Annotated in this window: 24 protein-coding genes and 1 tRNA gene; 14 read left to right on the top strand and 11 right to left on the bottom strand. The window is 66.0% G+C overall.

Annotated features, from left to right (window positions below):
• Positions 1 to 55: 55 nt before the first annotated feature.
• Positions 56 to 880 (bottom strand): helix-turn-helix transcriptional regulator, encoded by an 825-nt coding sequence (locus SJY14_RS02420; protein WP_396599685.1) that lies wholly within the window; start codon positions 878 to 880, stop codon positions 56 to 58.
• Between the two features lie 172 nt (positions 881 to 1,052).
• On the opposite strand from SJY14_RS02420, the gene SJY14_RS02415 reads away from it, so the two are divergent.
• The 9 genes from SJY14_RS02415 (at position 1,053) to SJY14_RS02375 (ending at position 8,430) form a co-directional block, all read left to right on the top strand.
• The gene (locus SJY14_RS02415; RefSeq protein WP_396599684.1) at positions 1,053 to 2,162 is read left to right on the top strand and encodes a DNA alkylation repair protein; all 1,110 of its coding nucleotides are present in this window, start codon (positions 1,053 to 1,055) and stop codon (positions 2,160 to 2,162) included.
• A 316-nt stretch (positions 2,163 to 2,478) separates the two neighbouring features.
• Complete coding sequence (locus tag SJY14_RS02410) at positions 2,479 to 2,610, top strand: hypothetical protein (RefSeq protein WP_396599683.1); 132 nt, start codon at positions 2,479 to 2,481, stop codon at positions 2,608 to 2,610.
• Complete coding sequence (locus SJY14_RS02405; RefSeq protein WP_396599682.1) at positions 2,600 to 3,742, top strand: low temperature requirement protein A; 1,143 nt, start codon at positions 2,600 to 2,602, stop codon at positions 3,740 to 3,742. Before SJY14_RS02410 ends, SJY14_RS02405 begins: the two co-directional genes overlap by 11 nt.
• On the top strand, positions 3,739 to 4,482 hold the full coding sequence (locus SJY14_RS02400; RefSeq protein ID WP_396599681.1) for an SDR family oxidoreductase: 744 nt from the start codon (positions 3,739 to 3,741) through the stop codon (positions 4,480 to 4,482). Before SJY14_RS02405 ends, SJY14_RS02400 begins: the two co-directional genes overlap by 4 nt.
• A 62-nt stretch (positions 4,483 to 4,544) precedes the next feature.
• Complete coding sequence (locus SJY14_RS02395; protein WP_396599680.1) at positions 4,545 to 4,850, top strand: EthD family reductase; 306 nt, start codon at positions 4,545 to 4,547, stop codon at positions 4,848 to 4,850.
• Between the two features lie 113 nt (positions 4,851 to 4,963).
• Positions 4,964 to 6,487, top strand: a complete 1,524-nt coding sequence (locus tag SJY14_RS02390) for an MFS transporter (RefSeq protein WP_396599679.1) — start codon at positions 4,964 to 4,966, stop codon at positions 6,485 to 6,487.
• A 46-nt stretch (positions 6,488 to 6,533) separates the two neighbouring features.
• Positions 6,534 to 6,866, top strand: a complete 333-nt coding sequence (locus SJY14_RS02385; RefSeq protein WP_396599678.1) for a hypothetical protein — start codon at positions 6,534 to 6,536, stop codon at positions 6,864 to 6,866.
• 321 nt (positions 6,867 to 7,187) lie between these two features.
• Positions 7,188 to 7,814: a DUF6226 family protein gene (locus SJY14_RS02380; protein ID WP_396599677.1), complete on the top strand. Its 627-nt coding sequence runs from the start codon at positions 7,188 to 7,190 to the stop codon at positions 7,812 to 7,814.
• Positions 7,815 to 7,905: 91 nt separating this feature from the next.
• Complete coding sequence (locus SJY14_RS02375; protein ID WP_396600243.1) at positions 7,906 to 8,430, top strand: GNAT family N-acetyltransferase; 525 nt, start codon at positions 7,906 to 7,908, stop codon at positions 8,428 to 8,430.
• Positions 8,431 to 8,452: 22 nt separating this feature from the next.
• Here the strand turns inward: SJY14_RS02375 and SJY14_RS02370 are convergent, their stop codons facing one another.
• The 8 genes from SJY14_RS02370 to SJY14_RS02335 all read right to left on the bottom strand — a co-directional run bounded on the left by SJY14_RS02370 (position 8,453) and on the right by SJY14_RS02335 (position 16,065).
• Positions 8,453 to 9,022 (bottom strand): recombinase family protein, encoded by a 570-nt coding sequence (locus SJY14_RS02370; RefSeq protein ID WP_396599676.1) that lies wholly within the window; start codon positions 9,020 to 9,022, stop codon positions 8,453 to 8,455.
• A gap of 343 nt (positions 9,023 to 9,365) precedes the next feature.
• Positions 9,366 to 10,046 (bottom strand): cation diffusion facilitator family transporter, encoded by a 681-nt coding sequence (locus SJY14_RS02365; RefSeq protein WP_396599675.1) that lies wholly within the window; start codon positions 10,044 to 10,046, stop codon positions 9,366 to 9,368.
• The gene (locus SJY14_RS02360) at positions 10,043 to 10,396 is read right to left on the bottom strand and encodes an ArsR/SmtB family transcription factor (RefSeq protein ID WP_396599674.1); all 354 of its coding nucleotides are present in this window, start codon (positions 10,394 to 10,396) and stop codon (positions 10,043 to 10,045) included. Before SJY14_RS02360 ends, SJY14_RS02365 begins: the two co-directional genes overlap by 4 nt.
• Positions 10,397 to 10,667: 271 nt before the next feature.
• Entirely contained in the window at positions 10,668 to 11,609 is a 942-nt protein-coding gene (locus tag SJY14_RS02355; protein ID WP_396599673.1) for a DMT family transporter, read from the bottom strand.
• 49 nt (positions 11,610 to 11,658) lie between these two features.
• A complete protein-coding gene (locus SJY14_RS02350) occupies positions 11,659 to 12,621 on the bottom strand; it encodes an N-acetylglucosamine kinase (RefSeq protein WP_396599672.1) in 963 nt (320 codons plus the stop codon).
• 2 nt (positions 12,622 to 12,623) lie between these two features.
• Complete coding sequence (locus tag SJY14_RS02345) at positions 12,624 to 13,787, bottom strand: SIS domain-containing protein (RefSeq protein ID WP_396599671.1); 1,164 nt, start codon at positions 13,785 to 13,787, stop codon at positions 12,624 to 12,626.
• Positions 13,780 to 15,108, bottom strand: a complete 1,329-nt coding sequence (locus SJY14_RS02340; protein WP_396599670.1) for a D-tagatose-bisphosphate aldolase, class II, non-catalytic subunit — start codon at positions 15,106 to 15,108, stop codon at positions 13,780 to 13,782. Before SJY14_RS02340 ends, SJY14_RS02345 begins: the two co-directional genes overlap by 8 nt.
• A gap of 54 nt (positions 15,109 to 15,162) precedes the next feature.
• Positions 15,163 to 16,065 (bottom strand): class II fructose-bisphosphate aldolase, encoded by a 903-nt coding sequence (locus SJY14_RS02335; RefSeq protein ID WP_396599669.1) that lies wholly within the window; start codon positions 16,063 to 16,065, stop codon positions 15,163 to 15,165.
• A 104-nt stretch (positions 16,066 to 16,169) separates the two neighbouring features.
• Between SJY14_RS02335 and SJY14_RS02330 the strand changes: the two genes are divergently transcribed.
• The gene (locus SJY14_RS02330) at positions 16,170 to 17,006 is read left to right on the top strand and encodes a DeoR/GlpR family DNA-binding transcription regulator (protein ID WP_396599668.1); all 837 of its coding nucleotides are present in this window, start codon (positions 16,170 to 16,172) and stop codon (positions 17,004 to 17,006) included.
• A 1,060-nt stretch (positions 17,007 to 18,066) separates the two neighbouring features.
• Here the strand turns inward: SJY14_RS02330 and SJY14_RS02325 are convergent.
• Together SJY14_RS02325 and SJY14_RS02320 are read right to left on the bottom strand one after the other, a co-directional pair.
• The gene (locus SJY14_RS02325) at positions 18,067 to 18,516 is read right to left on the bottom strand and encodes a ParA family protein (RefSeq protein ID WP_396599667.1); all 450 of its coding nucleotides are present in this window, start codon (positions 18,514 to 18,516) and stop codon (positions 18,067 to 18,069) included.
• 324 nt (positions 18,517 to 18,840) lie between these two features.
• A tRNA-Ser gene (locus SJY14_RS02320) sits at positions 18,841 to 18,931 on the bottom strand.
• Positions 18,932 to 19,068: 137 nt separating this feature from the next.
• On the opposite strand from SJY14_RS02320, the gene SJY14_RS02315 reads away from it, so the two are divergent.
• The 4 genes from SJY14_RS02315 (at position 19,069) to SJY14_RS02300 (ending at position 23,242) form a co-directional block, all read left to right on the top strand.
• Entirely contained in the window at positions 19,069 to 19,995 is a 927-nt protein-coding gene (locus tag SJY14_RS02315) for an SGNH/GDSL hydrolase family protein (RefSeq protein ID WP_396599666.1), read from the top strand.
• 9 nt (positions 19,996 to 20,004) lie between these two features.
• Positions 20,005 to 21,369 (top strand): DNA repair protein RadA, encoded by a 1,365-nt coding sequence (gene radA / locus SJY14_RS02310; protein WP_396599665.1) that lies wholly within the window; start codon positions 20,005 to 20,007, stop codon positions 21,367 to 21,369.
• A 690-nt stretch (positions 21,370 to 22,059) separates the two neighbouring features.
• On the top strand, positions 22,060 to 22,740 hold the full coding sequence (locus tag SJY14_RS02305) for a hypothetical protein (protein ID WP_071256033.1): 681 nt from the start codon (positions 22,060 to 22,062) through the stop codon (positions 22,738 to 22,740).
• A gap of 13 nt (positions 22,741 to 22,753) precedes the next feature.
• Positions 22,754 to 23,242, top strand: a complete 489-nt coding sequence (locus SJY14_RS02300; RefSeq protein WP_255364242.1) for a dehydrogenase — start codon at positions 22,754 to 22,756, stop codon at positions 23,240 to 23,242.
• Positions 23,243 to 23,312 lie beyond the last annotated feature (70 nt).

Genomic DNA, 23,312 nt, shown 5'->3' with positions numbered 1-23,312 from the left:
GGCCCAAGGCAGCAGGGGTCCTGACCCTTGGGGCTTCACGGCGACTGCAGATCGTTCATGCGTGCATGGAGGACAAGTACGCAAGCGCATCGGCGCTGCGGCTACCGGGGGCTGCCGTGCCGACGAGCAGCTGCTGCCCGGGTGCGTCGTGGACGTCGAATGTCTGGTAGATCAGCTCGAGTTGGCCGACCTGCGGGTGCTGGAAGATCTTGGCGAACCGCGTCAGGCCTGCGACGTTGTGGTCTCCCCACAGGGCCTGGAACTCCTCCGACACCTCGAGCATCTCTCGGACGAGGGCCTGAATGGACGGGTCATCCGGGTAAAGCCCGGAGTTCAAGCGGAGCGCGCTGACCGTCGCCGTGACGACGCCGTCCCAGTCGACGAAGACGACGTGGGCTTCTGGGTCGAGGAACAACACCCGGACCATGTTCTGGGTCCCCGCGAACGGGGAGAGCAGAACGTGCGCCAACGCGTTTGACGCCAACACGTCGAAGGACGGGCTGAGGACGTAGGCAGCGGAGTTTGGGAACGCATCCAAGAGTTCGAGGAGGGCAGGGTGCACAAGGGTCCGCCCGTTCTCCGGGGCCATGCTGGGGTTGAGGCCGGAGATGCGGAACACGTGGCCCCGGGCCTCCGCACTCAGGCGCAGTGCCCGCGCGATGGCGGCAATGACCTGCGGCGATGGGTTCGTTTCCCGTCCTTGCTCCAGTCGTCCGTAGTAGTCGGAGCTCACTCCGGCGAGCACAGCGACTTCCTCCCGGCGGAGACCTGCAACGCGGCGAACACCACCTCCGGGCAAGCCGACGTCTGAGGGCTCGATCTGCCCCCGACGAGCGCGGAGGAAGTCACCTAGTTCGTTCGAAGCGCTGATCAAGGACATGCGCCCCACCGTAGGACCCGCACAAGCAGCAGACCTAGCGGGAACGAGAAGCCTGGACATGGGTCAATGCTGCGGTTCGAAGAGGCGGGCTTCCGCGCCGCAACATCGTGGGTGCCTGGCACCCTGGATGCAGCGGCCTCGTGATCGGCCTGTTTGCGCGCCAATCTGGACTATGCCTTTCGCTGACGATCTGATCGGTGCCCACACGGCCCTTGCCCTCACCCGAGCGATCCACACTGCCAGCCCCGATGATGCCCTCGCCGCTCTGCACGCCGCTTCCGGGGCCCTGGGGCCCCTCGCTCTGCGAGAGCGAAGCGACCTCCTGCGAGACGCTCTCCTGACTGATCTCGACCACAGCTACGACGATTTCATCGCCATCATCCGGAAAGCTGCCGCAGCTGACGTGCACTTCTCGGGGTGGCTCATCTGGCCCGTGACCAGCGCGATTGCCGACAAGGCTCTCCAAGACGGTCGCGCCGAGGCCTTCGACGACGCCCTGGCGATGCTCGCCTCCCTGACGTCCCGGCTGACGTCGGAATTCGCGATCCGCACGCTCCTCCGACACGACCTGCCCCGAGCCATGGGCGTGATCACGAGCAGTTGGGTCATCTCCGACGACGTCGATGTGCGTCGCCTGGCCTCCGAGGGCACACGCTCGTATCTGCCATGGGCCACCCGAGTCCCTGCGCTTCTGACAGACCCACAGGTGACACTGCCTATCCTCAACGTTCTGTACCGCGACGACAGCGACTACGTGCGGCGCTCCGTCGCCAACCACCTCAACGACCTCAGCCGCGGGCACCCGGACATTGTTGTCGACACCGCCCGGTCCTGGTTGGCCGCACCCGACGGCAACACCGAGCGCCTCGTCGGCCGGGCCCTCCGCACTCTCATCAAACGTGGAGACCCAGGCGCGCTGGACCTCCTCGGCTTCCGGCCGGCGACCCTCGACGTCAAGCACTTCGATCTCGACCGGGACAATCTCCCGGTCGGCGATAGCGTCACGTTCACTGCCGACATCACCAACCTTGGCGACACCGCGGCTCGCCTGTCGATCGACTACGTGATCCATCACCGCAAAGCCGACGGGATGAGCACGGGCAAGACCTTCAAGCTCGCCGTCCGCACGCTCGCCCCCGGCCAGTCCGTCCAGGTCAGCAAGACTCACTCCTTCCGCCTCATCACCACTCGGATCTACTACCCCGGAACGCACGCTGTCGAACTGATCATCAACGGCGTCTCTGCCGGCCGGCGTGAATTGGAACTGACGCGAGCGAGCTGATCTGCGGCGAGATGCCGGCGTGACGGCCGCGGCCAGGGTGCCTCACACCCCGGTTCCCTCGCCCTTCCTCGTCGGTGCAGTGTCGCCGAACCTTGACCTACCGGGAAGCCGTCCTGGTCCTGATCAGGAAGCTGCCGCCATGACCGAGACGCTGGAAGTCACCACCCTCCGCCCCGCACAGGGACAGACCACCGCCGACTTCATCGCCGCGAATGCGGACATCGACGACTACCTCAAGCGTCAGCCCGGATTCCAGTGACGCCGCATCCTCGAGACCCCGGACGGCACGATCACCGACATCGTCGCGTACGACAGCATGGAGCACGCCCGCGCCGGCGCGGCCGGCATCGGCGAAGAGATGTCGTCCTCGCCCGTGCACGCCGCCATCGACCACACCACCGTCGACTGGAACCTCACCACCGTCGTGCACCGTGTCGATGACCACTGACACACACCCGGCAGCGCAAGGGTCAGCCCGCGTCGAACCGGCAAGTCGGGCAACCCCGCTCGAACTCTTCTTCGATCTCGTCTACGTCTTCGCGTTCACCCAAGTGACGCACCTCATGGCCGACGGCGAGAACCTCCAGAGCGTCCTCGGCGGCCTCGCAGTCTTGGGAGTCCTCTGGTGGTCCTGGGCGTCCCACGCATGGCTCGCCAATCAGCAGATCGCTGACCGCGGACCTGTCCGCGTCGGCATCTTCGTCGCCATCGCCATCGTTCTGGTGCTCTCCATCGCCATCCCCCAGGTCTACTCACATGACGACGAAGGCCACGCCGGCGCCCTTCTGTTCGCCATCGGGTTCGTCACCCTCTCCCTCGTCTATACGGCCGTCAATTTGGTAGCGGGCCGCGGGGACGCAGCCCTCCGACGCCAGGTGCTCCGCACGATGGGCATCACCCTCGTCCCCGTCGCCGCAGCCCTCATCAGCGGCGCCCTCCTCGGCGGGACCGCGCAGCTCGTCCTCTGGCTCACCGCCGTGGCCATCGAAGGGGTCACGATCTTCGCCACCTCCCAAGGAGGCGCATGGCAACTCCCCTCGGCTGCCCATTACGCCGAACGCCATGGCCTGGTCGTCATCCTCGCTCTCGGCGAATCCATCATCTCCATCGGCCTCGGCGCCTCCCACGCGCCCCTCAGCCCCACCATCGTCATCGCCGCCCTCAGCGCCGTGTCCATCTCCCTCGGGATGTGGTGGGTCTACTTCTCCCGCATCTCTCCCGCCGCCGAGCGTCACATCAGCACCCTGAGCGGCAACCGCCGCACGTCTACCGCGACCATCGGCACCTACCTGCACCTCGGAATCGTCGCCGGCATCCTCCTCGTGTCCCTCGGCCTCGGCAGCGCGCTCGAGCACCTGGGTACCGGGCACGCACCCGAACCCTTCAACTGGATCTCCCTCGGCGCCGGGCTCACCCTCTTCCTCACCGCGACAGCCGCCTACGCCCGGTCCGCTCACACGGCTCGCCTCGGTGGAGACCGTCAGGCCACGCGCCGCGAAGCCAAAGCCCACGACCTCGCAATCCCTCTCAGAACCACCCCGACAAACACCCCGTCCGCCGACGAAAGGAACCCCTCATGAGCATCACCACGATCCCCGACGGCGGCGCCGTCCTCATCACCGGAGCCAGCAGCGGCATCGGCGAAGCCACCGCACGGCACCTCGCCTCCCTCGGCCACCCCGTCGTGCTCGGCGCTCGACGCACCGACCGACTCGCCACCATCGCCCGGGAAATCACCGAAGCAGGCGGCCGAGCCGACTACCACCAGCTCGATGTCACCGACCTCAACAGCGTCCGCGCCTTCCTCACCGTCGCCCTCGAACAGCACGGCACCGTGGCCGTCCTCGTGAACAACGCCGGCGTCATGCCCCTGTCCACGCTCAACGCGCTTCGGGTCGAGGAATGGAACCAGATGATCGACGTGAACCTGCGCGGCACACTCCACGGCATCGCCGCCGCCCTGCCCGTCATGGAACAACAGGGCCACGGCCACATCATCAACGTCGCATCCGTGTCCGGATTGCGCGTCGACCCCACCTCGGCGGTCTACAGCGCCACCAAGTTCGCAGTGCGGGCCTTGTCCGAGGGCCTCCGCCAGGAGAGCACGACCGTCCGAGTGACCATCATCAGCCCCGGCTACACCGTGAGCGAGCTGACTGACCGTGGTGGCGACGACTCAACCCGTGCCGCAGCCAACGAAGCAAGCGCCCGACTCGGGTTGCCAGCTTCCGCCGTGGCAGAGGCGATCGGCTACGCCATCGCCCAGCCAGCCTCCGTCGACGTCAACGAGATCATCGTTCGCCCCACACTCCAGACCTGAGCCCAGGAGAAGAACCCTGCTCGGGGCCGGATCGCAAACCGCCACAAGAGGAAGAAGACACCATGCCCACGAAAATCACCGTCATCATCGACACCCCCGCCGACGCGGCCGCGTTCGAGAAGGACTACTCCGACATCGCCGAACTCGCTGGCAAGCTCCCCGAGCTCCGCCGGGCCGAGTCAGCGAAGGTCTGGCCCCACGAGGACGGCACCCCGACCCCCAAGCACAGGACCCTCGACCTGTACTTCGACAGCTACGACGACGCCTCAGCAGCCGTCACCACACCAGCCGCAGGCGCTTTCTTCCAGCGGCTCGGCGGCACCGGCACACCGTTCACCGCCCTGTTCTCCGACGTCGTGGCCGCCTAACCGCACCACGATCCCGCCTCCATTTCTGAACCGTGCCACCGAGGGCCCAGCCTGAAAGGCGAAGCCCTCGGCGGTGGCACGGGACAGCACACCACCCAGCGAAGGCCCTCCCCATGATCGACAAAGACGCCCCACCCCGCCGGGTAGGTGATGTAGCAGCCGTCTCGGGAGCGCTTCCCGTCCACAGGACCGGAATCCTGATCATCATCCTGGTCAGCTACTTCATGATCCTGCTCGACAACTCGATCATCTTCACCGGCTTGCCCTCGATCCAGGCGAGCCTCGACCTCTCCAGCACGAGCCTGTCCTGGGTCCAAAACGCTTACACACTCACCTTCGGCGGTCTGCTCCTGCTTGCCGCCCGAGCCGGCGACATCCTCGGCCGGCGCAGGATCTTCATCATCGGTCTCGTCATCTTCACCATCGCCTCGATGGGGGTCGGCCTTGCTCCAACCGGCGGGTGGATGATCGGCGCCCGCGCCCTCCAAGGCGTCGGATCAGCCATCATCGGCCCGATCTCACTCTCGCTACTGACCGCGACCTTCCCACCCGGCAAAGACCGAAACCAAGCTGTCGCCTGGTACGCCGCCACAGCCGGCATCGGCGGAAGCCTCGGCATGGTCATCGGCGGCCTCTTCGCCGATCTTCTGACCTGGCGAGCTGGCTTCTTCGTCAACGTTCCCGTCGGCATCGTCATGATCATCCTCGGCCTGCGCTACCTCATCGAGCAGCCGCGCACACCTGGCAGGTTCGACGTCCTCGGAGCCGTCTTCTCCACCATCGGTGTCGGCACACTGATGTACGGCGTCGTCCTCTCCGCCGACCTCGGCTGGTCCTCCCCCATCACCATCACCGCGATCAGCACCGGCGTGGTCCTGCTCGTTCTCCTCGTCGTCAACGAGTCCCGTGCAGACCAGCCGATCATGCCCTTGCGCCTATTCGGCAGCCGCGTCCGCTCAGGCGCCTACGCAATCAGGTTCCTCTACATCGGATCGATGATGGGGCTGTTCTTCTTCGTCACCCAGTTCATGCAGAACGTCATGAACTGGACACCGCTCCAGGCCGGGCTCGGCTACCTGCCCATGACCTTGATTAACTTCGCAGTCGCTCTCTGGGTACCTCGCCTGAGCCGGCACCTCCACCCCCTGGCTCTTCTCGCCACAGGCGTCGTCGTCACTCTTGTCGGCATGGGCTGGCTGACCTTCCTCACGCCCGACAGCAGCTACGCGCTTAACATCGGAGCCCCCATGGTCCTCGTCGGGATCGGCCAAGGCCTTACGTTCGCTCCTCTGACCAGCTTCGGCATCCACGGCGTCGCAACCTCAGACGGAGGAGCCGCGTCAGGGGTCATGAACACAGCCCACCAGGTTGGAAGCTCTCTCGGTCTCGCAGTCCTCGTAGCCCTCGGGGCCTCGGCAGTGACATCATCCGCCTCGACCGCGATTGCTGACATCGTCACGCGTGTCGACGTCGCTCTTACTGGGTCCAGCGCCCTCCTCGTTCTCGCCGCCCTCGTCCTGGCCACCGTGATGCTCCCCGCGTTCATCACTGAGCGCCGCAAGCCTCTGACCCACCCTCCACATCTCCCGGACGATTCACCGCACTCTCCTCAAGAACGGAAGACCAATGCCCTTTGACGACCCAGCCGTGAGCCATGGGCTCTCAGCCGCGAGAGACCGAGCGATGGAAGTCCGCGCTCTCTACGAAATTCTCGAGAACCGGATCAACGGCGAAGTCTGGACAACGAACGAGCTCATGCTGGGGTTCTCGAACGACATCGGCACCGTCGCCCGCCTCCTTCTCGCCCACAGCGGCACGTGGGACATCGACGGCGACGCCGGCGCCGAACTCGAGCACAAGCTCGCCGAGTCAATCTGGTGGGTGATCGTCATCGCAGAACGCCTCGGCATCGACATCGCCACGTCTTTCACCACGACCATGAACTCCATCGAGTCCGGCCTCAGAGGCGCCATCGAAGCAGCTCCACCGAGCGGCGCTCCCGGAACAGCCGCCTGAGGGAAGGGGTGGCCGCGCAGACCGCCACGATGGTTACGGCTCGTCCCGCGAGTCGGCTAACCTCCAGGGGCCGCAGAACGACAGATGTCGGATTGCAGCGAGGCAGGGGATTCGGGTCCCCGGGGCCTCACGGTGGGGCTGCTGCTGCTGGGTCAGCGGATGCAGGCCCCACCCGGCACACAGCCGCCCCCACGGGCAAGCCACGCGCGATCGTCTTCCAAGCCCACACGCCCTTCCTCGGTAGCACGGTCCGGTGCAGTGTCGAGCTCAGCTCTCACTTAAGGATCCCCTATCGGACGCAAGCGCCGCTAGGTTCAGGGCGTGGAAATTCACGATGTGATAGCCGAAGTTATTCGGCGATTCACCACGCACCCCTCAGGCGGCATGCGATGGGACGACCCTCATGAGCACCGGGACATCGCTGACGAGGAATACTCCCGAGTCAGCGAACCAGAGCGCTACGCCGTCGTGGGCGCCAGGGCCAGGTCGTGGATCGACGCTCTCAAGGCCCTGGAACTCGGGACGGCACAGAACGTCGAAGCGCCGTCATGGGCGTATGGACCCACTGACGCGCGGGCCGTTCTAGTCACGCCCGTGAAAATGGATGCCCTGTCGATCTTGGTCGTCACGGGGGCAACGGAGGGCATCGAGGACGTAGTAGCGCTCGGCGTCGGTGACCCACCAATCCTGATCTCGATGGAGCCCTTCTGCGGCTGCGACGCGTGCGACAACGGAAGCGACAGCCTGCTGACTGCGATCGACGACCTGTTCATCGGGATCATGAACGGACAATTCCTCTACGCCGAAGGCAAAAACTGGAAGCTGACTGTCGGTGTCAACGGCTGGTCCGCGTCAGGTTCGCAGGACTTCGATTCGCTCATCGACAAGGCTCGGGCAGGAACGAGCATCGGCCGCCTCATGATCGCCGGACGCCCCTGGCTCAACTGACACCAGGGCTCGTACTCGCAAACGAGTCCGGACACCGATCGGCTATCGGGCGCGTTTCACTCACTAGCAGTCGTAACCTCGTCTCGTGGAGATGATTGGAGACAACCCCCCATCGGAACCCGCAGCCGTCCGTCTTAGGCCAGTAAGTCTCGACGACGAAGGTCTTTACCAACGCCTCCGCGGTAGCAGCAGCATGATGAAGGAATTAGGTGGCCCGCTGCCTCCCTCGCAGATCCGCAGAAGCCTTCTCCGAGAGATCGAGGAGACCGCGGCTGGCCGTGCCTTCGTGGTCATCGTGGAGTGTGCCGAAGGAGAGGAGTGGGTGCCGGCGGGCAACATAACCCTGGTTCGCGCTCACGCCATGAACGCCGAGATCGGATGGATGCTTCTTGAGCGCTGGCAAGGCCGGGGTCTCATGAAGATTGCCTTACGCCTGTTCTTGCAATCGTTAAGCGAAAGCGACTACGGCGAGATCCACGCGTACCCATCGACCTCGAACGACGCGTCGAATGCACTGTGCAGGTCGCTGGGCTTCCGTTCCGCGGGAACAGTCGACCTCGAATTCGCAGGTTTGAAATTCCTCTGCAATGACTGGGCCTGGAGCACGCAGCGATAGCTACTGCTCCATCAACCCCTAGTCAGGCCTCTGTGGAACGCTGGACGGCTCGATAGACCGTTGAGCGGGCGACGCCAAAGAGCTCAGCGATCTGGCTCGTGGTGTGGGCGCCGGTGCGGTGCAGCTGCACCAGGTGCTTCTCTTGCGAGGCGGTGAGCTTGGGCTTGCGGCCGCGGAGCTTTCCTGCGGCTTTGGCGATCGCCATGCCCTCGCGGGTTCGTGCACGGATGAGGTCGGCCTCGAATTCCGCCACCATGCCGAGGACGTTGAAGAGCAAACGCCCGACGGGGTCGGTGGGGTCGTAGACCGCTCCCCCGAGGTTCAAGGCGACGCCCTTCTTCGTCAGCTCGTCCGCGATATCGGTCGCGTCCCGCAGCGAGCGGGCGAGGCGGTCGAGCTTCGTCACCACGAGCACGTCGCCGGCGCGGCATGCGGCTAGGGCTTCGCGGAGCCCAGGGCGCGCTCGAGTCGTGCCCGACAGCCCGTGGTCAACATGCACGTGTTGATGGTCAACACCCAGTGCTGCGAGACCATCACGTTGTGCTGCGAGATCTTGTCCCGAAGTTGAGACACGCGCGTATCCGATGAGCATCCGACGACTGTAGCGTTTGGACCCCCGTCACCGGGCAATTTTGCGGGACAGGCATACGCGAATCCGCAGGCCAGGCGCCACTTGACCTCAGCTCGCCACAGCAAGCACTCGGAGGTGTCCCGATGAGCGACCGTCAAACGGGCGCCGGTCTGCGGGCTTGCGACGACAGATGTCTCCGCCGGCTCCGCTTGTGGCGCTGCGTATGTGATCAGGACGACCGCGGCAATCGTCGCTGCGGCGACGAGGGCGCCGATCAAGGCGGGGTTGATCTTCGTGGTGCGCTTCGTGGTTCTCCTGGCGGACGCGGCACGGACGTCGTGCCGTCAGGGGTTATTGGGGCAGATCAGCAGCAGCCGCAGGTCTCGGCCTGGCGCTTGCCCGTCAGGGCCGACACGGGTGTCTTGCAGGCGTCCCCGCGCCAGGCCTCGAGGCCCTCGCGGACGGCGAAGACGACGATGACGAGCCCGGCTACCGGATCAGCCCATGTCCACCCGAACGCGAAGTTGAGGACGAGGCCGAGGAGAACCGCCGCTGAGAGGTAGGAGCAGATGAGGGTTTGCTTCGAGTCGGCGATGGCTGACGCGGATCCGAGCTCGGTGCCGGTGCGGCGCTCGATCAGGCTGAGGAACGGCATGATCGCCAGGCTCACCGCGGCGAGGACGATCCCGACAGGAGAGTGCTCGGGCTCACGGAGACCCGTGAGTGACAGCACTGCGTCGACCGTGACGTAGGCGGCCAGTCCGAAGAACGACACGGCGATCACGCGCAACGCCACCCGCTCTCGCTTCTCGGGATCGGGTGCGGCGAATTGCCATGCGACCGCCGCGGCCGACAGCACCTCCACGATCGAGTCCAGGCCGAACCCGATCAAGGCCGTCGACGAGGCGACGGTACCGGCAGCGATTGCCACGATCGCCTCGATCACGTTGTAGCTGATCGTCACGGCGACGATGACCCGGATACGGCGCTGCAGCAGGAGCCGTCGGGCCGGTACGAGCACGGCGGGGAGCGTGGTCGTGCTCACGCGCCGGTCCCGCAGCAAAGAGGGACATCGCAGGCGTCGTCCGTGCAGGGCTCCCCGTCGTCGACGGCGAGCACGACGTCGACCAGGGCCGTCAACGCCTTCGTGAAGTGGGCGTCCGCGATCTCGTACCTGGTCGAGCGGCCCTCGGGGACGGCGACGACGATGCCGCAGCCGCGGAGGCACGAGAGGTGATTCGAGACGTTCGAGCGAGTGAGGCCGAGCTGATCAGCCAGGGCTCCCGGGTAACCGGGTTCGTCGAGCAGTCGGAGCAGGATGCGCGAGCGCGACGGATCGGCCATCGCCCGCCCGAGACGGTTCATCACATCGACACGAGACGAAAGAGTCAGCATCCACTGACTATACAGCCGAGACTGACATGCACTCGTTGTCGTAGTCGTGAGTAGGGACGCAAAGTCGCCCCAAAAACAATCGATTAGTGCACGGTCTCCCCGCTCTGTGGGTAGTCAGTTCCGAATTCATAACGTCGGGTGGGGCTGGGGTGGGGTGTGATCTCGTGGCCGTTTCGTGATTCCTGTGGTGTTGGCGCCACCGCAAATAAGCCCGTCCAAGTCCTCTGAGGGGATTTGGACGGGCCTACTGCGGCCTGCCTACTTGCTGTGGCTACCGAGGCGCAGGCGTGGTTTCGCGGGTGAGCTCATCTTTCAGGAGGGCTTCCGGAACAGCCTCGCCACGTTTTTCGTCGCTGTAGACCATGAGTGTGGAGCCCACGAGAGCCAGGACGATGGCGACTGCGCCGAAGGGTGAGGGCAGGGTCTGGTAGATGATCAGAGACACGACGATCGTGAGCACGGGGGCCAGGGCATTGGTCGTAGGCGCCACGATGGAGGCCTTGCCGCGGCTGAGGGCCATGACAAGGAAGAGCGCTCCGATGGCGTTCAGCAGCTGGGTCACGGCGGTTAGTGCCGGCGCCTGCCAGGGGACATCGAGTGGGAGCCCGCCCATGGCGAGGACTGCGAAGGGAACTAGTGCGAGGCCGCTGATGGCCATCCAGCCGAAGGTGGTGCCGTCGTTCACACCGATCGTGGCGGCCTTGCGCATGAAGAAGGCCTGCACACCCCAGGCGATGCTGACGAAGACCGCGATGATCAGCCACGGGCCAGCTGTTGCCTCACCGGAGGATCCGGCGACGCTGAACAGCACGATGGCTGCAAGGGCGGCGAACAAGCCGATAATGGCGACTTTTCGCAGTCTTTCGCGGAGGAAGATCACGGCCATGAGCACGGTGATCGCCGGGGAGACGGAGATGATCGGGAAGATGAGGTACGCGGGACCGGTGGAGAGGGCGTTGAACAGCAGCAGCTGTCCTCCCGCGCCCGTCAGACCGATGAGCAGGCCGTACATGGCGGCTTTGGGTCGGCGGTCGAACTTCTGGCCTCGAAGAGCGAACACGGCCGGGATGATCATGGTGAACGCCCAGATGACGTAGATCATCTCGTCCGGGTATCCGTAGAGGTTGATGGGAAGGGAAGAAAGGGCACCCCACACTCCCCAGAAGAGCACTAGAAGTGCTGCGTAGAAGATCCAGCTTCGGGTTCTGTTCACAATGACCTCATCTTTGACATCGAGTTGCGGGGTGGGGTAGGGGTGTCGTTTAGTGCGTGCGGAGGTGCTGCAGAGCAGCGTCGGAGAGGGGGGTGCCGGCCTTTTTCGCGGCGTAGAGGGCGCCTCCGACTCCGGGGCCGAACATGGGTTCGTGCAACTCGTACGGGGCTGGCAGGGCGGTGAGGGCGTCAGCGAAGCCGTCACGGATGATCGCGGTCGTGAACATGCCGCCCGAGTAGGAAACAGGCACGGTGTCGTTGCCGAAGCCGAGTTGAAGCCGGGTGGTCTCGACGATCTCGACGAGTTCGTCGCAGGCGTTGACGAGGATCTGGATGGCGACGGTGTCGCCCTGCTCGGCAGCTTCGACGACGGTTTTGGAGAGGTCGCCGATGTTGACGCGGAGGCCCTTCCACTGGTTCACAACGACGTCGATCAGATCGAGATCGTTGGTAATCCCGACGCGTGTCTTGATGATGTTGTAGAGAGGTCCGCGGGGGAGGCGTCCGTCGCTCATGCGGCTGAAGGCGTTGAGGCCTTGTTCGGCGATCCAGTAGCCGGAACCTTCGTCACCGAAGAGTTCGCTCCAGCCGCCGACTCGATGGTTACGGCCTTGATATTCGCCGTAGGTCATGGAGCCGGTGCCGCTGATGACGTTGATGCCGTCTCGGGCGCCGAGCGAACCGGCCCAGCCGCAGACCATGTCGTTGTCGCTGGTGAAGCGGTCGTGTCCGAGGACTTCGCCTGGAATTGTGTCGAGTTGGTCGATGTCGGCACTGACTTCGCCGTAGCCGGGCAGTCCGAAGAAGGCTTGGTCGATCTGCCCGGTGGTGATGCCCGCTTGGGATGTGACGCCGCTGATCCCGGTGGCCAGGATGCGGCTGACGAGTTCGATGCCGTCGTTGAAGTAGTAGCAGCTGGCCGTCGTTGTCTCAGACACGATCCGGCCGGTGTCGTCGAGGAGGACGAAGTTGGTCTTGGACCCGCCTCCGTCGACTCCGAGGAACAGAGCCATCGTCACCGACCGCCGTTCGTGTGCTCGTCGTCCGAGGGAGCCAAGGGGTGGATCGTGACTCCCTTGACGACGCGGTTGACGGTCCCGTTCGGGAAGGGGTTGTCAGGAGTGAGCCCGAGCTCAACGGAGAAGGACAGGGCGAGCACCTGCGCAATGACGATGTAGGCGACGGCGAGGAACGCATCGTTCACCCCCGTCAGCTCAGCGAGGACCCAGTTCCGGCCGTCCTCGTCGGGCATCGACTCGGAGGAGATGGCGATGACGTGATCTGCCCCGAGGGTGGAACGAAGTTCCGTGACGATGTCCTGGTCGTATCGACGGGTGTAGGTGTCGGACGACATGTAGACCAGCGCCAGAGTCCTGTCGTTAAGGACGGCCTTCGGGCCGTGCCGGAATCCGAGAGCCGAGTCGTAGTAGGTGACGATCCGGCCGGCTGTCAGCTCGAGCAGTTTCAGGGCGGATTCGCGTGCCAGACCCGTGAGGGGGCCGCTGCCGAGGTAGATGACTCGCTCGTACGAGGCGCCGGCGAGCTGTCGGAGCTCGTCCTGACGGTGGGTCACGATGTTCTCGACGGTGCGTGCCAGTGCGGTCACGGCGCGGTCGTCGTCTCCGCCGAAGATCAGCAGGGTGGAAAGCAGCATTGAGGTGAAGCTCGAGGTCATGGCGAAGCCCTCGTCATTCGCCCTCGTGGGCATCAGGACGATCTTCGACTTCGGGTCGTCCTGGTGCTGCCTGTAGAGGCTGCCCGCTTGGTCGCAGGTGATGATGAGGTGGTGCACGTCGGTGAGGACGTCGTCTGCCAAGACTGTCGCGGCCGTGCTTTCCGGGCTATTGCCGGATCGGGCGTAGGACACCAGGAGGGTGGGAAGGTCCTCTCCCAGGTACTGGTGCGGGTTGGAGACGATGTCTGTAGTCGCGACGGAGTCGACCCGTTGTCCAAGGAGCTTCGTGAGTGCCGGCGCGGCGGTGTCCCCGACGAACGCGGATGTTCCTGCCCCGGTGAGGATGATGCGCAGCTGCGGGTTGGCCAGCAGTGGCGTGAGGAAGGCGTCGAGGTCGGGACGCTGGCCGGTGATCCTTTGTGCTGCTTCAAGCCAGACATCAGGCTGCCGTGAGATCTCGCGAGCGGTGGCTGAGGCGTGGATCGGGGTGATCGTGTCAGACATGAAGTGCTCCAGTGGGGGTGAGAGAGACATCGCTGTTCTCGGCCGGGAAGCAGGCCTGGGAGTACGGGCGAAGGGAGTCGCGGATCGCGTCCAGAATGAGGTCGCGGGGGTGCGGGCGGAGCTTGCCGGCGCGAACGCGGGCGTACTGGTCAGGCATGTACTGACTGATGAGCGGCAGAGGGATCTCGAGGTGCGACAGGTTGTCGTACAGTCGCGATTCGGCAGCTACAACGTCTTCGTCTGGCCAGTAGTAGCGCAAGCGGTCGCTGTAGCTGAAGCGGCGAGCGATGCGTTGCTGCTCCGGTGTGCCCTCGTAGTAACCCTCCCAGTAGCCGGGCTTTTCAAGCATGCGGCGTTCAAGCACCTCGATCAGGTTTGAACGGTCTGCAGCAGGCACGAGCTCGTCCTCGATGTTGGCGAGGGCGAACAAGCCCTGACGCATCGCGAAGGTCAGGCCTGGTCCGACCTTGAGGATCGCCCAGTGGTCCTCGACCAGCTCGGTCAGGCGCGCGGTCTCCTGGTAGTCAGTGGAATGCGCCTCGAAGACCAGCCCGGGTTCATCGTCAAGGACCCTGCGAAGATCCACCGTGCCGGCACGGTGGTAGTCGATGACTCGCAGGTGATCGAACTCGACGGCGGGCTGCACGACGAGAGCGATGATGCGAGGCCAGATGTTGTCGAGAGCGACGTCGGCGAATGCTCGGCGGTGTCGCTCGAGAGTGGCCCGAGCGGCGTCAGGAGATGTGGGAACCAGATCGCCAAGAGTCTCGTGAGCGCCACCAGGCACGGGTACCTCTGTGCCGATGACGTAGAGGATGTCGTCCGCTCGTCCTGACGCCTGGGCTGCGTCCTCGGCGACGCGAAGAAGCCGAGCCGTGCGCTCAGCGACCAGGTCGTCACCAAGAGGTGCGGGATCGCCTGCGCACGACATGCTGCAGTCGAGGTGGATTTTGGTGTAACCGGCTTCGACGTAGGCGCGGACGAGGCCCTCGGCATTGAGCATGGCTACTTCTGCGTCGAGCTTCTGCCAGCGGTTCGGCCCCAGATGGTCACCGCCCAGGACAAGACGGTCACGAGCGAAGCCCAGATCGTCAGCGAGGGCGAACACGAGTTCGCGGAAGTCGACGGGACGCATGCCGGTGTACCCACCGAACTGATCGACCTGGTTGGACGTGGCTTCGATCAAAAGATAGGAATCATCTTCCAGAGCCTGCAGGATCGAAGCTTCAAGAACTGCTGGGTGGGCCGAGCACACCGCGTAAATTCCTACTGCCTTACCCGCCTTGTGTTCGCGGATGGTGTTCCACAAGTGATTGATCACGGTGCTCCTAACTGACGCTGCGATGCGCACCCTCGGGTGCTGCCGGCAGCTTTTCTAAAGACTGTTCTTGGCGTTGACGACCGGCAGAACCGATCGATGTTCATGGGTCGACTCAGCGATGAGGCGACAAATTCGAGTCACGGTTCGGGCGATGGCGTCACGTCCGTCCGTTATGTACACGCGTGGGTCATGGATGGTCGGACCATCGATGAGCCGGTTGCGGAGTGCTTCGGTAAATGCCACGTTCAGGGCTGTTCCGACGTTGATCTTTCGAATTCCAGCTGCAACGGCTGCGCGTAGATCCGTGTCAGAGACACCTGACGAACCGTGAAGAACGAGCGGCACACTCACAGCCCTCTCAAGACGGGCAATTAGGTCGACGTCGATGGAGGCACTGGCGGATGTCATGGCGTGAGAACTGCCGACGGCCACGGCCAAAGCATCAATGGAGGTGCCCTCGACGTATTCGTGGGCTTCACCAGGATCAGTGCGAACCAACGGAGAGTGAGCCCCGTTCTTGCCCCCGATTTCACCCAGCTCGCCCTCGACCCAAAGCCCGTGACTGTGCGCCAGTTCGGCCGCTTTCTGGGTCAGCTCGATGTTCGACACGTAGGGCTGGTGGGCGGCGTCGATCATGATGGAACTGACACCGAGACCGGCCGCTTCGGCAATACCTTGCGAGATGAGTGCCGGGTCCTGAAAGTGGTCCAGGTGCAGCGAGATCGGCGCCGAAGATGACGATGCAATGCTGGCGCAGGCCAAAAGCAGAGGACGCATGTTTCTCTTGTGGAAACCGATTGCGTTCTCGCTCACCTGCAGGATCGCTCCGGAGCCGGCTTGCTCGACGCCTTCCACGATGGCCTCGACATGCTCCAACGTGACGGCGTTGAAGCTCGCGATCGCGCTATGACGAGTGATCGCGCCTTCGATTAGTCCGAGGGTGGTGACGAGTGCCATAGGCAGATACTGCGATTAACTGAGCGAAGTAAGCAATCTTCGGGGCATAATTCGATTGAAGTGATCATTTTTGTTGATCGGTTGACGAGTAGGGAGTGACGGTCGTGAGCAAGCAGTACCTAGATCAGTCATCGCCGAGGGCTGTTTCTAGCAAGCGAAGCGAGCGGATGCGGCGGATACTGTCCCTCCTGCATGAGCACACCAGTCGGAGCCTCGGGGACCTCGCGCGAGACCTGAGCGTGTCCGAGGCAACTCTTCGTCGCGATCTCGCCGAATTGGATGAGCAGGGACAGCTCGTGCGGACCCATGGGGGAGCCAGGGAGAGGAACTCTCAACCGGAGATCCCAGTCCGCCTCCGCAATACGAGCTACAAGCGAGAGAAGCAGTACATCGCGCGACGAACCGTGGACCTCATTCCGACGGGCCCTTATGCGCTGGCTCTCAGCGGGGGCACTACGACGGCCGAGGTCGCTCGCGGGCTTCGGCACCGGGCGGGCCTGACGATTGTCACAAATTCTTTGACGATCGCCATGGAGTGCGCCACCTGGCCACGACTCAAAGTGATCATGACCGGGGGGGTAGTCCGCCAGAGCTCTTTCGAAGCAGTCGGCTCCCTCTCGGAGGGTGCCTTTCGTGGCATAAATGTCGGGACCTGCATCTTGGGGACAGATGGCATCAGCGCTACCGGAGGCGTCACCACTCACGACGAGACGGAGGCCCGGACGAACCACGCCATGGTGGAGAACGCGGGTCGAGTCATCGTCGTGGCGGATGGCTCCAAGATCGGTCGAGCGACCCTGGCTAAGATGGCCGACATTTCCGAGGTCGACGATCTCGTGACGGACTCGTCCGCTGACCCTGAAGCGCTGAAGCTAATCGCTGCCGCAGGAGTTGAGGTGCACGTGGTGGAGATGGCGATTTCCCCGGTTGATGAGCCGTAGCGTCGCTCAATCGGCGACCCAAGAGTCGCGAGTCAAAAACCATCGTTATCGGCCGGCGCTCGAACCGGGCCGAGGGCGGGTGCACGCACCGCCCCCGGCCCGGCTAGATCTAGTGCCGGCGGCCGAGACCCGGCAGTCCGCCCGAGACGGTGTGGATGCTTGACCCTGATCCGCCTGGGTAGCCTCCGCGAGCGTTGCGCTGGCGCGACCATGCGCGCTCCTCATCCGCGACGAGCCGCGCCGCTTCTCGAAGCTGGCGCTCGTACTCGGGCCGGGTGATGCCGCGGAGTTCCCAGGGCGGCACAGTCCACGTCATCTCAACGGAGAAGGTCCAGGGCTCCTGACGACCATTGGCCGCCTGTCGCTGCACTGTCCGCTTCCGGTCGAAGAGGTACGTGGGGCGCTCGAGCTCGTTGGCTTCCGAGCCCGCTGGGGGCCGGCTCGCCGGAGCGTAGGTAGAGGTGGGGGTCGTCCCCGTAGCCGGGCAACGCCGGCCACTGGGTCCGTGGGCGCCAAGAACATTCGTCGACGAGACGGGCGCTGGGCGCTCGCAGGTGGTGCAGATCGTTCGGTTCGTAGGAGCCTCCCTGGTCTGTGAGTCGGCGACCGCCCACTCATATGCAGGATATGCCGAACCGAACACAAGTTCGCCTATTTTTTCAGCGTGTCGCAAATGTGTTCGAGCCGCGATCGCTATGATCTACTTCCCCCACAGGGTCTGAGCACTCCGAGCCATCGGAACCGGCGCTGTCTTGCGGTGGCTAATTGTGTGCGCCGCCCCTGTCGGTGGCTGGTCCTACCGTGCGCCTGTGGGCGTAAAGGGAGCAGGCGACGCGATTCGGAGCATCCTGGCCAAGCCACGCGAGCAGCATCCGTACGCGCGCCCGGTGTTCCCGGGTGCGCACGGGCTGTTGCTAGTGCAGCAGCAGCCGGCGCCACCTCTCGGGTACGTCACGACGCGCAGCTCAACGGGCCGCTGGGTGTTCGACGTCTACGCGCATTGCCGCGATGCCGGCGGCCGCCGGCCGTGGCTGCGGCCGGCGCCGCAGCGGCCGCCGGCTCAGGGGTCGGCGGCGCGATCGGGCTCGATCCGGTGAGGCTGGATCGGCGGCGTTCGGGTCGGGCGCTCATGCGCGTGGTCCTTCGAGGGTGGCGAGGTGGTCGGCGTAGACGGCGGCGATGGCGGTCGCCTCTCCACCCCCCACTCGTCGAGTCCGCGCGATGCCTCGACGGTATCCGCGATCAGGACCCGCTTCGGGATCGACGGGGTGAGGTTGCACAGCCCTCGCGCGGTCGCGGCGTCCGACAGGTCGTCGTCCCAAGCTCGGCCGTTGCTGGTGAGCTGGTCGCGGCGCGGGGCGCAGTCGATCAGGATCAAGTCGTAGTCGCCGGAGACGACCCACAGGGCCTCGCGGAGACGGCTCTCGCTGCCTGCACCGGCGATCACCAGTTCATCGCGGACGGTTCCGAGAGTGACGCCCGTCGTCCGCACGAGGTCGAGGCTCGGCACGATGACGTCGCCCTGCGTCTCGAGTGCACGTGCGCCGAGCGCGACCGCGAGGCTGCCGGGTCGTCGTCGACGGGGTTGGCGGCGATGGGCGTCGGCGGCGATGGGGCTGTTGAATTTGCCCGGAGGTCAAGGTCGACGACGAGCGCGTGGCGTCCTGTCTTCGCCGCAGGATGGGGCAGCTGGACACCCCTCGTGATGCGGAAGTGCTTGTTGCTCACCGGATCTCACCGCGTTCCTGTTACCGCTGCGTTACCGCTGTTCCCTATCAGCGAAGAAAAAAGCCCCGGAACCCCTGTAACTACGGGGTTCTCGGGGCTCTTTGCCTGGCGGTACCGGTGGGATTTGAACCCACGGTGGAGTTAACCCCCACACATGTTTTCGAGACATGATCCTTCGGCCGCTCGGACACGGTACCGAGGGAAAGTTTAGTACATCCGGCGGCAGGGACGAAACCGAGGAATCGCTCGTCCACCGCACTGCGCCTCCTCGGGGTTGTGCACAGGGTGCAGAGACGCCCGGCAGGGGCAGCGGAGCCCGGCGTAGCCTCGGCCCATGCCCTCACGCCACACCGTCACCGCCTTCCTCTCCGGCGTCGGCGTCACCCTCGCCACCACGGCCGCCGCCGGCGCCGGCGTCAGCCGATTCATGCGGCGCCGCAACGCGGCCGCCGCCGACCTGAACGCCCTGCTGCCCGTCCACTCCGCCTGGTGGCGTGACCGCTTCGACCGCAAGGGCAAGCTGCTCTACGTCGCGATGGGCGACTCCGCCGCCCAAGGCATCGGCGCCTCGAGCCCGGCCCGCAGCTACGTCGGCCGCCTCTCCGCCTTCATGCGCCGCCAGAGCCACACCTCGCTGCGCGTCGTCAACCTCAGCGTCAGCGGCTCGACCACCTGGCTCTGCCGCAAAGACCAGCTGCCGAAGTTCGAGAAGTACGAACCCGACGTCGTCACCGTGGCCATCGGCGCCAACGACATCATCCAGTTCAACCCCGAGTCGTTCGAGAAGAACCTCCGCGTCATCTACGGCGCCCTGCCCGCACACGCGATCGTCGGCGACCTACCCGCCATGTGGATTCCCGACCGCGAGAAGAAGCTCGTCGAGGCCAACGCCATCGTCCGCCGCGTCGCCGGCGAATTCGGCCTCACCGTCGCCCCGCTCTACGAGACCACCCGCCGCCAGGGCTTCTTCCGCACCTACCGCAACTCGGCCGGAGACCTCTTCCACCCCAACGACCGCGGCTACCGCGTCTGGGCCTCGGCTTTCGAACCCGCCATCGCCGCTCGCCTCGCCCGCATCGCCGCCGACGAGGCCGCCACCACCCATGAAGCCCGCGAGGCCGAGGCCGTCGCGGCGCACACCGCTGCCGCGACCGCCGCCCCGGCTGCCGCCAGCAGCAGCGGCACCGCGACAGCGGGCACCGCAGGAGGCGCGACCACGTCCCTGACGGACGCCTCCCCCGATGTCGGGGGCGCCTCCTAGGCTGACAGCATGGCTCGCACCACCACTCCCCCGTTCCGCTGCACCGAGTGCGGCTGGACGAGCCTGAAGTGGGCCGGGCGCTGCGGCGAGTGCCAGAAGTGGGGCACCGTCGTCGACGTCACCTCGACACTCGTCAGCGCCCGTGGCACCGCCTCGGTCCGCGTCGAAGGCGACCGCGTCGCCCGACCCATCACCCAGGTCGAGGCCAACAGCGTCGCCTACTGGCCCAGCGGCATCGCCGAGTTCGACCGAGTCCTCGGCGGCGGCATCGTGCCCGGCGCAGCCATCCTGCTCAGCGGCGAACCCGGCGTCGGCAAGTCGACCCTGCTGCTCGAGGTCGCCTCCCGCGCTGCCGCCACCGGCGCCCGCGTCCTCTACGTCACCGCCGAAGAGAGCGCCTCACAGGTCCGGCTCCGCGCGCAACGCACCGGCGCCATGCACGACAACCTCTTCCTCGCCGCCGAGGTCGACCTCTCGGTCATCCTCGGCCAGATCGACCAGGTCGACCCCCAACTCGTCATCGTCGACTCGGTGCAGACCGTCTCGTCGTCGACCATCGACGGCATCGCCGGCGGCACCTCCCAGGTGCGCGAGGTGGCCTCGACCCTCATCCGCGTCAGCAAAGACCGCAACCTGCCCGTCCTGCTCGTCGGCCACGTCACCAAAGACGGCACCATCGCCGGCCCTCGCCTGCTCGAACACCTCGTCGACGTCGTCTGCCAGTTCGAAGGCGACCGCCAGACCGCGCTCCGCTTCATCCGCGCCCACAAGAACCGCTTCGGCCCCACCGACGAGGTCGGCTGCTTCGAGATGACCGGCGACGGCATCGCCGAGGTCGCCGACCCCAGCGGCCTCTTCATGTCGCGCAACGGCACCCCCGTCAGCGGCACCTGCATCACCGTCGCCATGGAAGGCCGCCGCGCCCTGCCCGTCGAGGTCCAGGCGCTCATCGTCGCCAGCTCGACACCCCAACCCCGCCGCGTCGTCAACGGCGTCGACTCCTCCCGCGTCGCCATGCTGCTCGCCGTGCTCGAACGCCGCGCCGGCATCCGCCTCGGCGACGCCGACGTCTACGTCAGCACCGTCGGCGGCATCAAGATCACCGAACCCGGCGCCGACCTCGCCATCGCCCTGGCCCTCGCCAGCGCCAGCCGCGAGAAGCCCTTCCCCCAGACCATGGCCGCCGTCGGCGAGATCAGCCTCGCCGGCGAGATCCGCCCCGTCTCCTCACCCAAACAACGCGCCTCCGAAGCCCGCCGCCTCGGCTTCACCCAGCTCGTCGACGCCGAGTCGGGCAACCTGCGCGAAGCGCTCCGCCGGGCGTTCAGCGCCGCGGGCTCCGAACGCGACCGCGAGCTCGACCGGGCCTTCTGAGCCGACCCCACCCGCGCCTCCTGAGCCGAGGCCGACTCGGGCGTCCCGGCGCGTCCCGTGACTCCTGACTCGGGCCCCGGGCCGGGCCGGGCGGGGCCGGGCCGGGCCGGGCCGGGCCGGGCCGGGCTGAGCCGGGCCGGGCGGGCGGGCGGGCGGCCGGGCGGGCGGGCGGGCGGGCGGGCGGGCGGGCGCACGGTCCCACACGGTCCCGCACGGCCGACACCGGGAGCGAGTGGGCAGAAGATGCTCCTCCCTCGTACCCGACGAGCACCTTCTGCCCACTCGACGGCCGCACCAGCACCAGCACCTGCACCCCCGCGCTCACGAGCACCACCCGTCGAGTGGTCCCGAACCGTCTTTCCGACGCGCCCGAAGGACGATCTGCGACCACTCGACCCGCGCCTCCGCAACCAGAGTTGAACGCGCCGGCCCGGCCCGCGCGAGACCAGGGCGCGAGTGGGGAGAACATGCTGCTCCCCTGCACACGAGGAGCACCTTCTGCCCACTTGGCCTCCTCCTCGCGACCACCCGAGCACCACCCGAGCACCACAACCGCCGCGACTTCCCCCGCACCGGGGTACGTCCCGCCACGGCCCCGACCCGACACCTGTACCGCGCTCAACGGGGATTCTCAGCCCACACGCCGCGCTGGTCCCCGCCAACCCCCTGACCGGCCCTTAACCTGTGCCCATGTCGACGTTCAAGAACCCGGTCGGGCCGCAACCGCCCTCGGTCTACTGGCGTCGTCGCGCGGTGCTCGCGCTCGGTCTGATCGCGGTCGTGGTCATCATCGTGTTGATCGTCGTCCGTCCCGGGTCCGGCTCGGCAGAACCCGGCGCCGCAGCGACGACCTCCGCACCCCCGGCCGACCCTGCGCCCACCGAACCGGCCCCCACCGAGACCGCCCCCGCAGCCGACGCCACCACCGACCCGGCCGACACCTCGACCGAGGGCGCCTCCGACGCCGCGACCTGCTCGACCCGCGACATCGAACTGAAGCCCGTCACCGACAAGACGAGCTACGCCGCGACCGAACTGCCGCAGATCTCGATGTCGATCACCAACTCGGGCCGCGCGGACTGCTCGATCGACCTCGGCTCCGCGCAGCAGACGCTCGTCATCACGAGCGGCGAAGAGCAGTACTGGTCGTCGAAGGACTGCCAGGTCAACGGCACCAACCAGGTCGTCACGCTCACCGCCGGCCAGACCCTCAGCACTCCCCCCATCGCCTGGGACCGCACGCGCTCGTCCGCCGACACCTGCGAGTCGACCTCGCGCGAACCCGTCACCGCCGGCGGCGCGACCTACCGCCTCGCCGTCTCGGTCGGCGACATCACCTCCGCCGACACCGCCCAGATGATCCTCAACTGACAGTGACCCACCCGTGAACGCAGCCACCCCCTCCTCCGAGCCCGTCGCCCCCCGCGAGCCCGTCGACCCGGCCGACCGAAACGGCACCTTCCGCTCCGAGTCGCTCGAGCTGGCCCTCGCCGCCCAGGACGCCGCCGCCGTCGCCTTCGCCCTGCGTCACGACGTCGTCGTGGTGCCGAAGCTCGTGCTGCCGACCGACCCGACCGACGCCCCCTCGAGCGGCGGCCCCGACGACGGAGTCCTCCCCGACGAAGGCGACCAGGTCCGCGTCTTCGGCCGCGAGAACACCGACAAGCGCATCCTGTTGCTCTTCTCGTCGGACGACACCTACGCCGCGATGGTCCCCGACGACCCCGACCGCCAGGTCATGCTCTACGACGCGCTCTCGTTGCGCGCCTTCCTCGAGGCCCACCTCGACGTCATCGAGCAGGTCTTCTTCGACATCGCCGGCCCGCACACCATGGCCGCCAACCCCGAGGACCTCCTCAAGGCCCTCGGCTAGCGCCAGACCCCAGGAGGCGCGGGTCGAGTGGGCAGAACATGCTCCCCGACCCGAGACCTGCAGCACCTTC

Source organism: Frigoribacterium sp. R86507, from assembly GCF_044597695.1.
In the GTDB taxonomy this organism is placed as follows: Bacteria; Actinomycetota; Actinomycetes; order Actinomycetales; family Microbacteriaceae; genus Frigoribacterium.
This window is presented reverse-complemented; position numbering and strand designations above follow the sequence as displayed.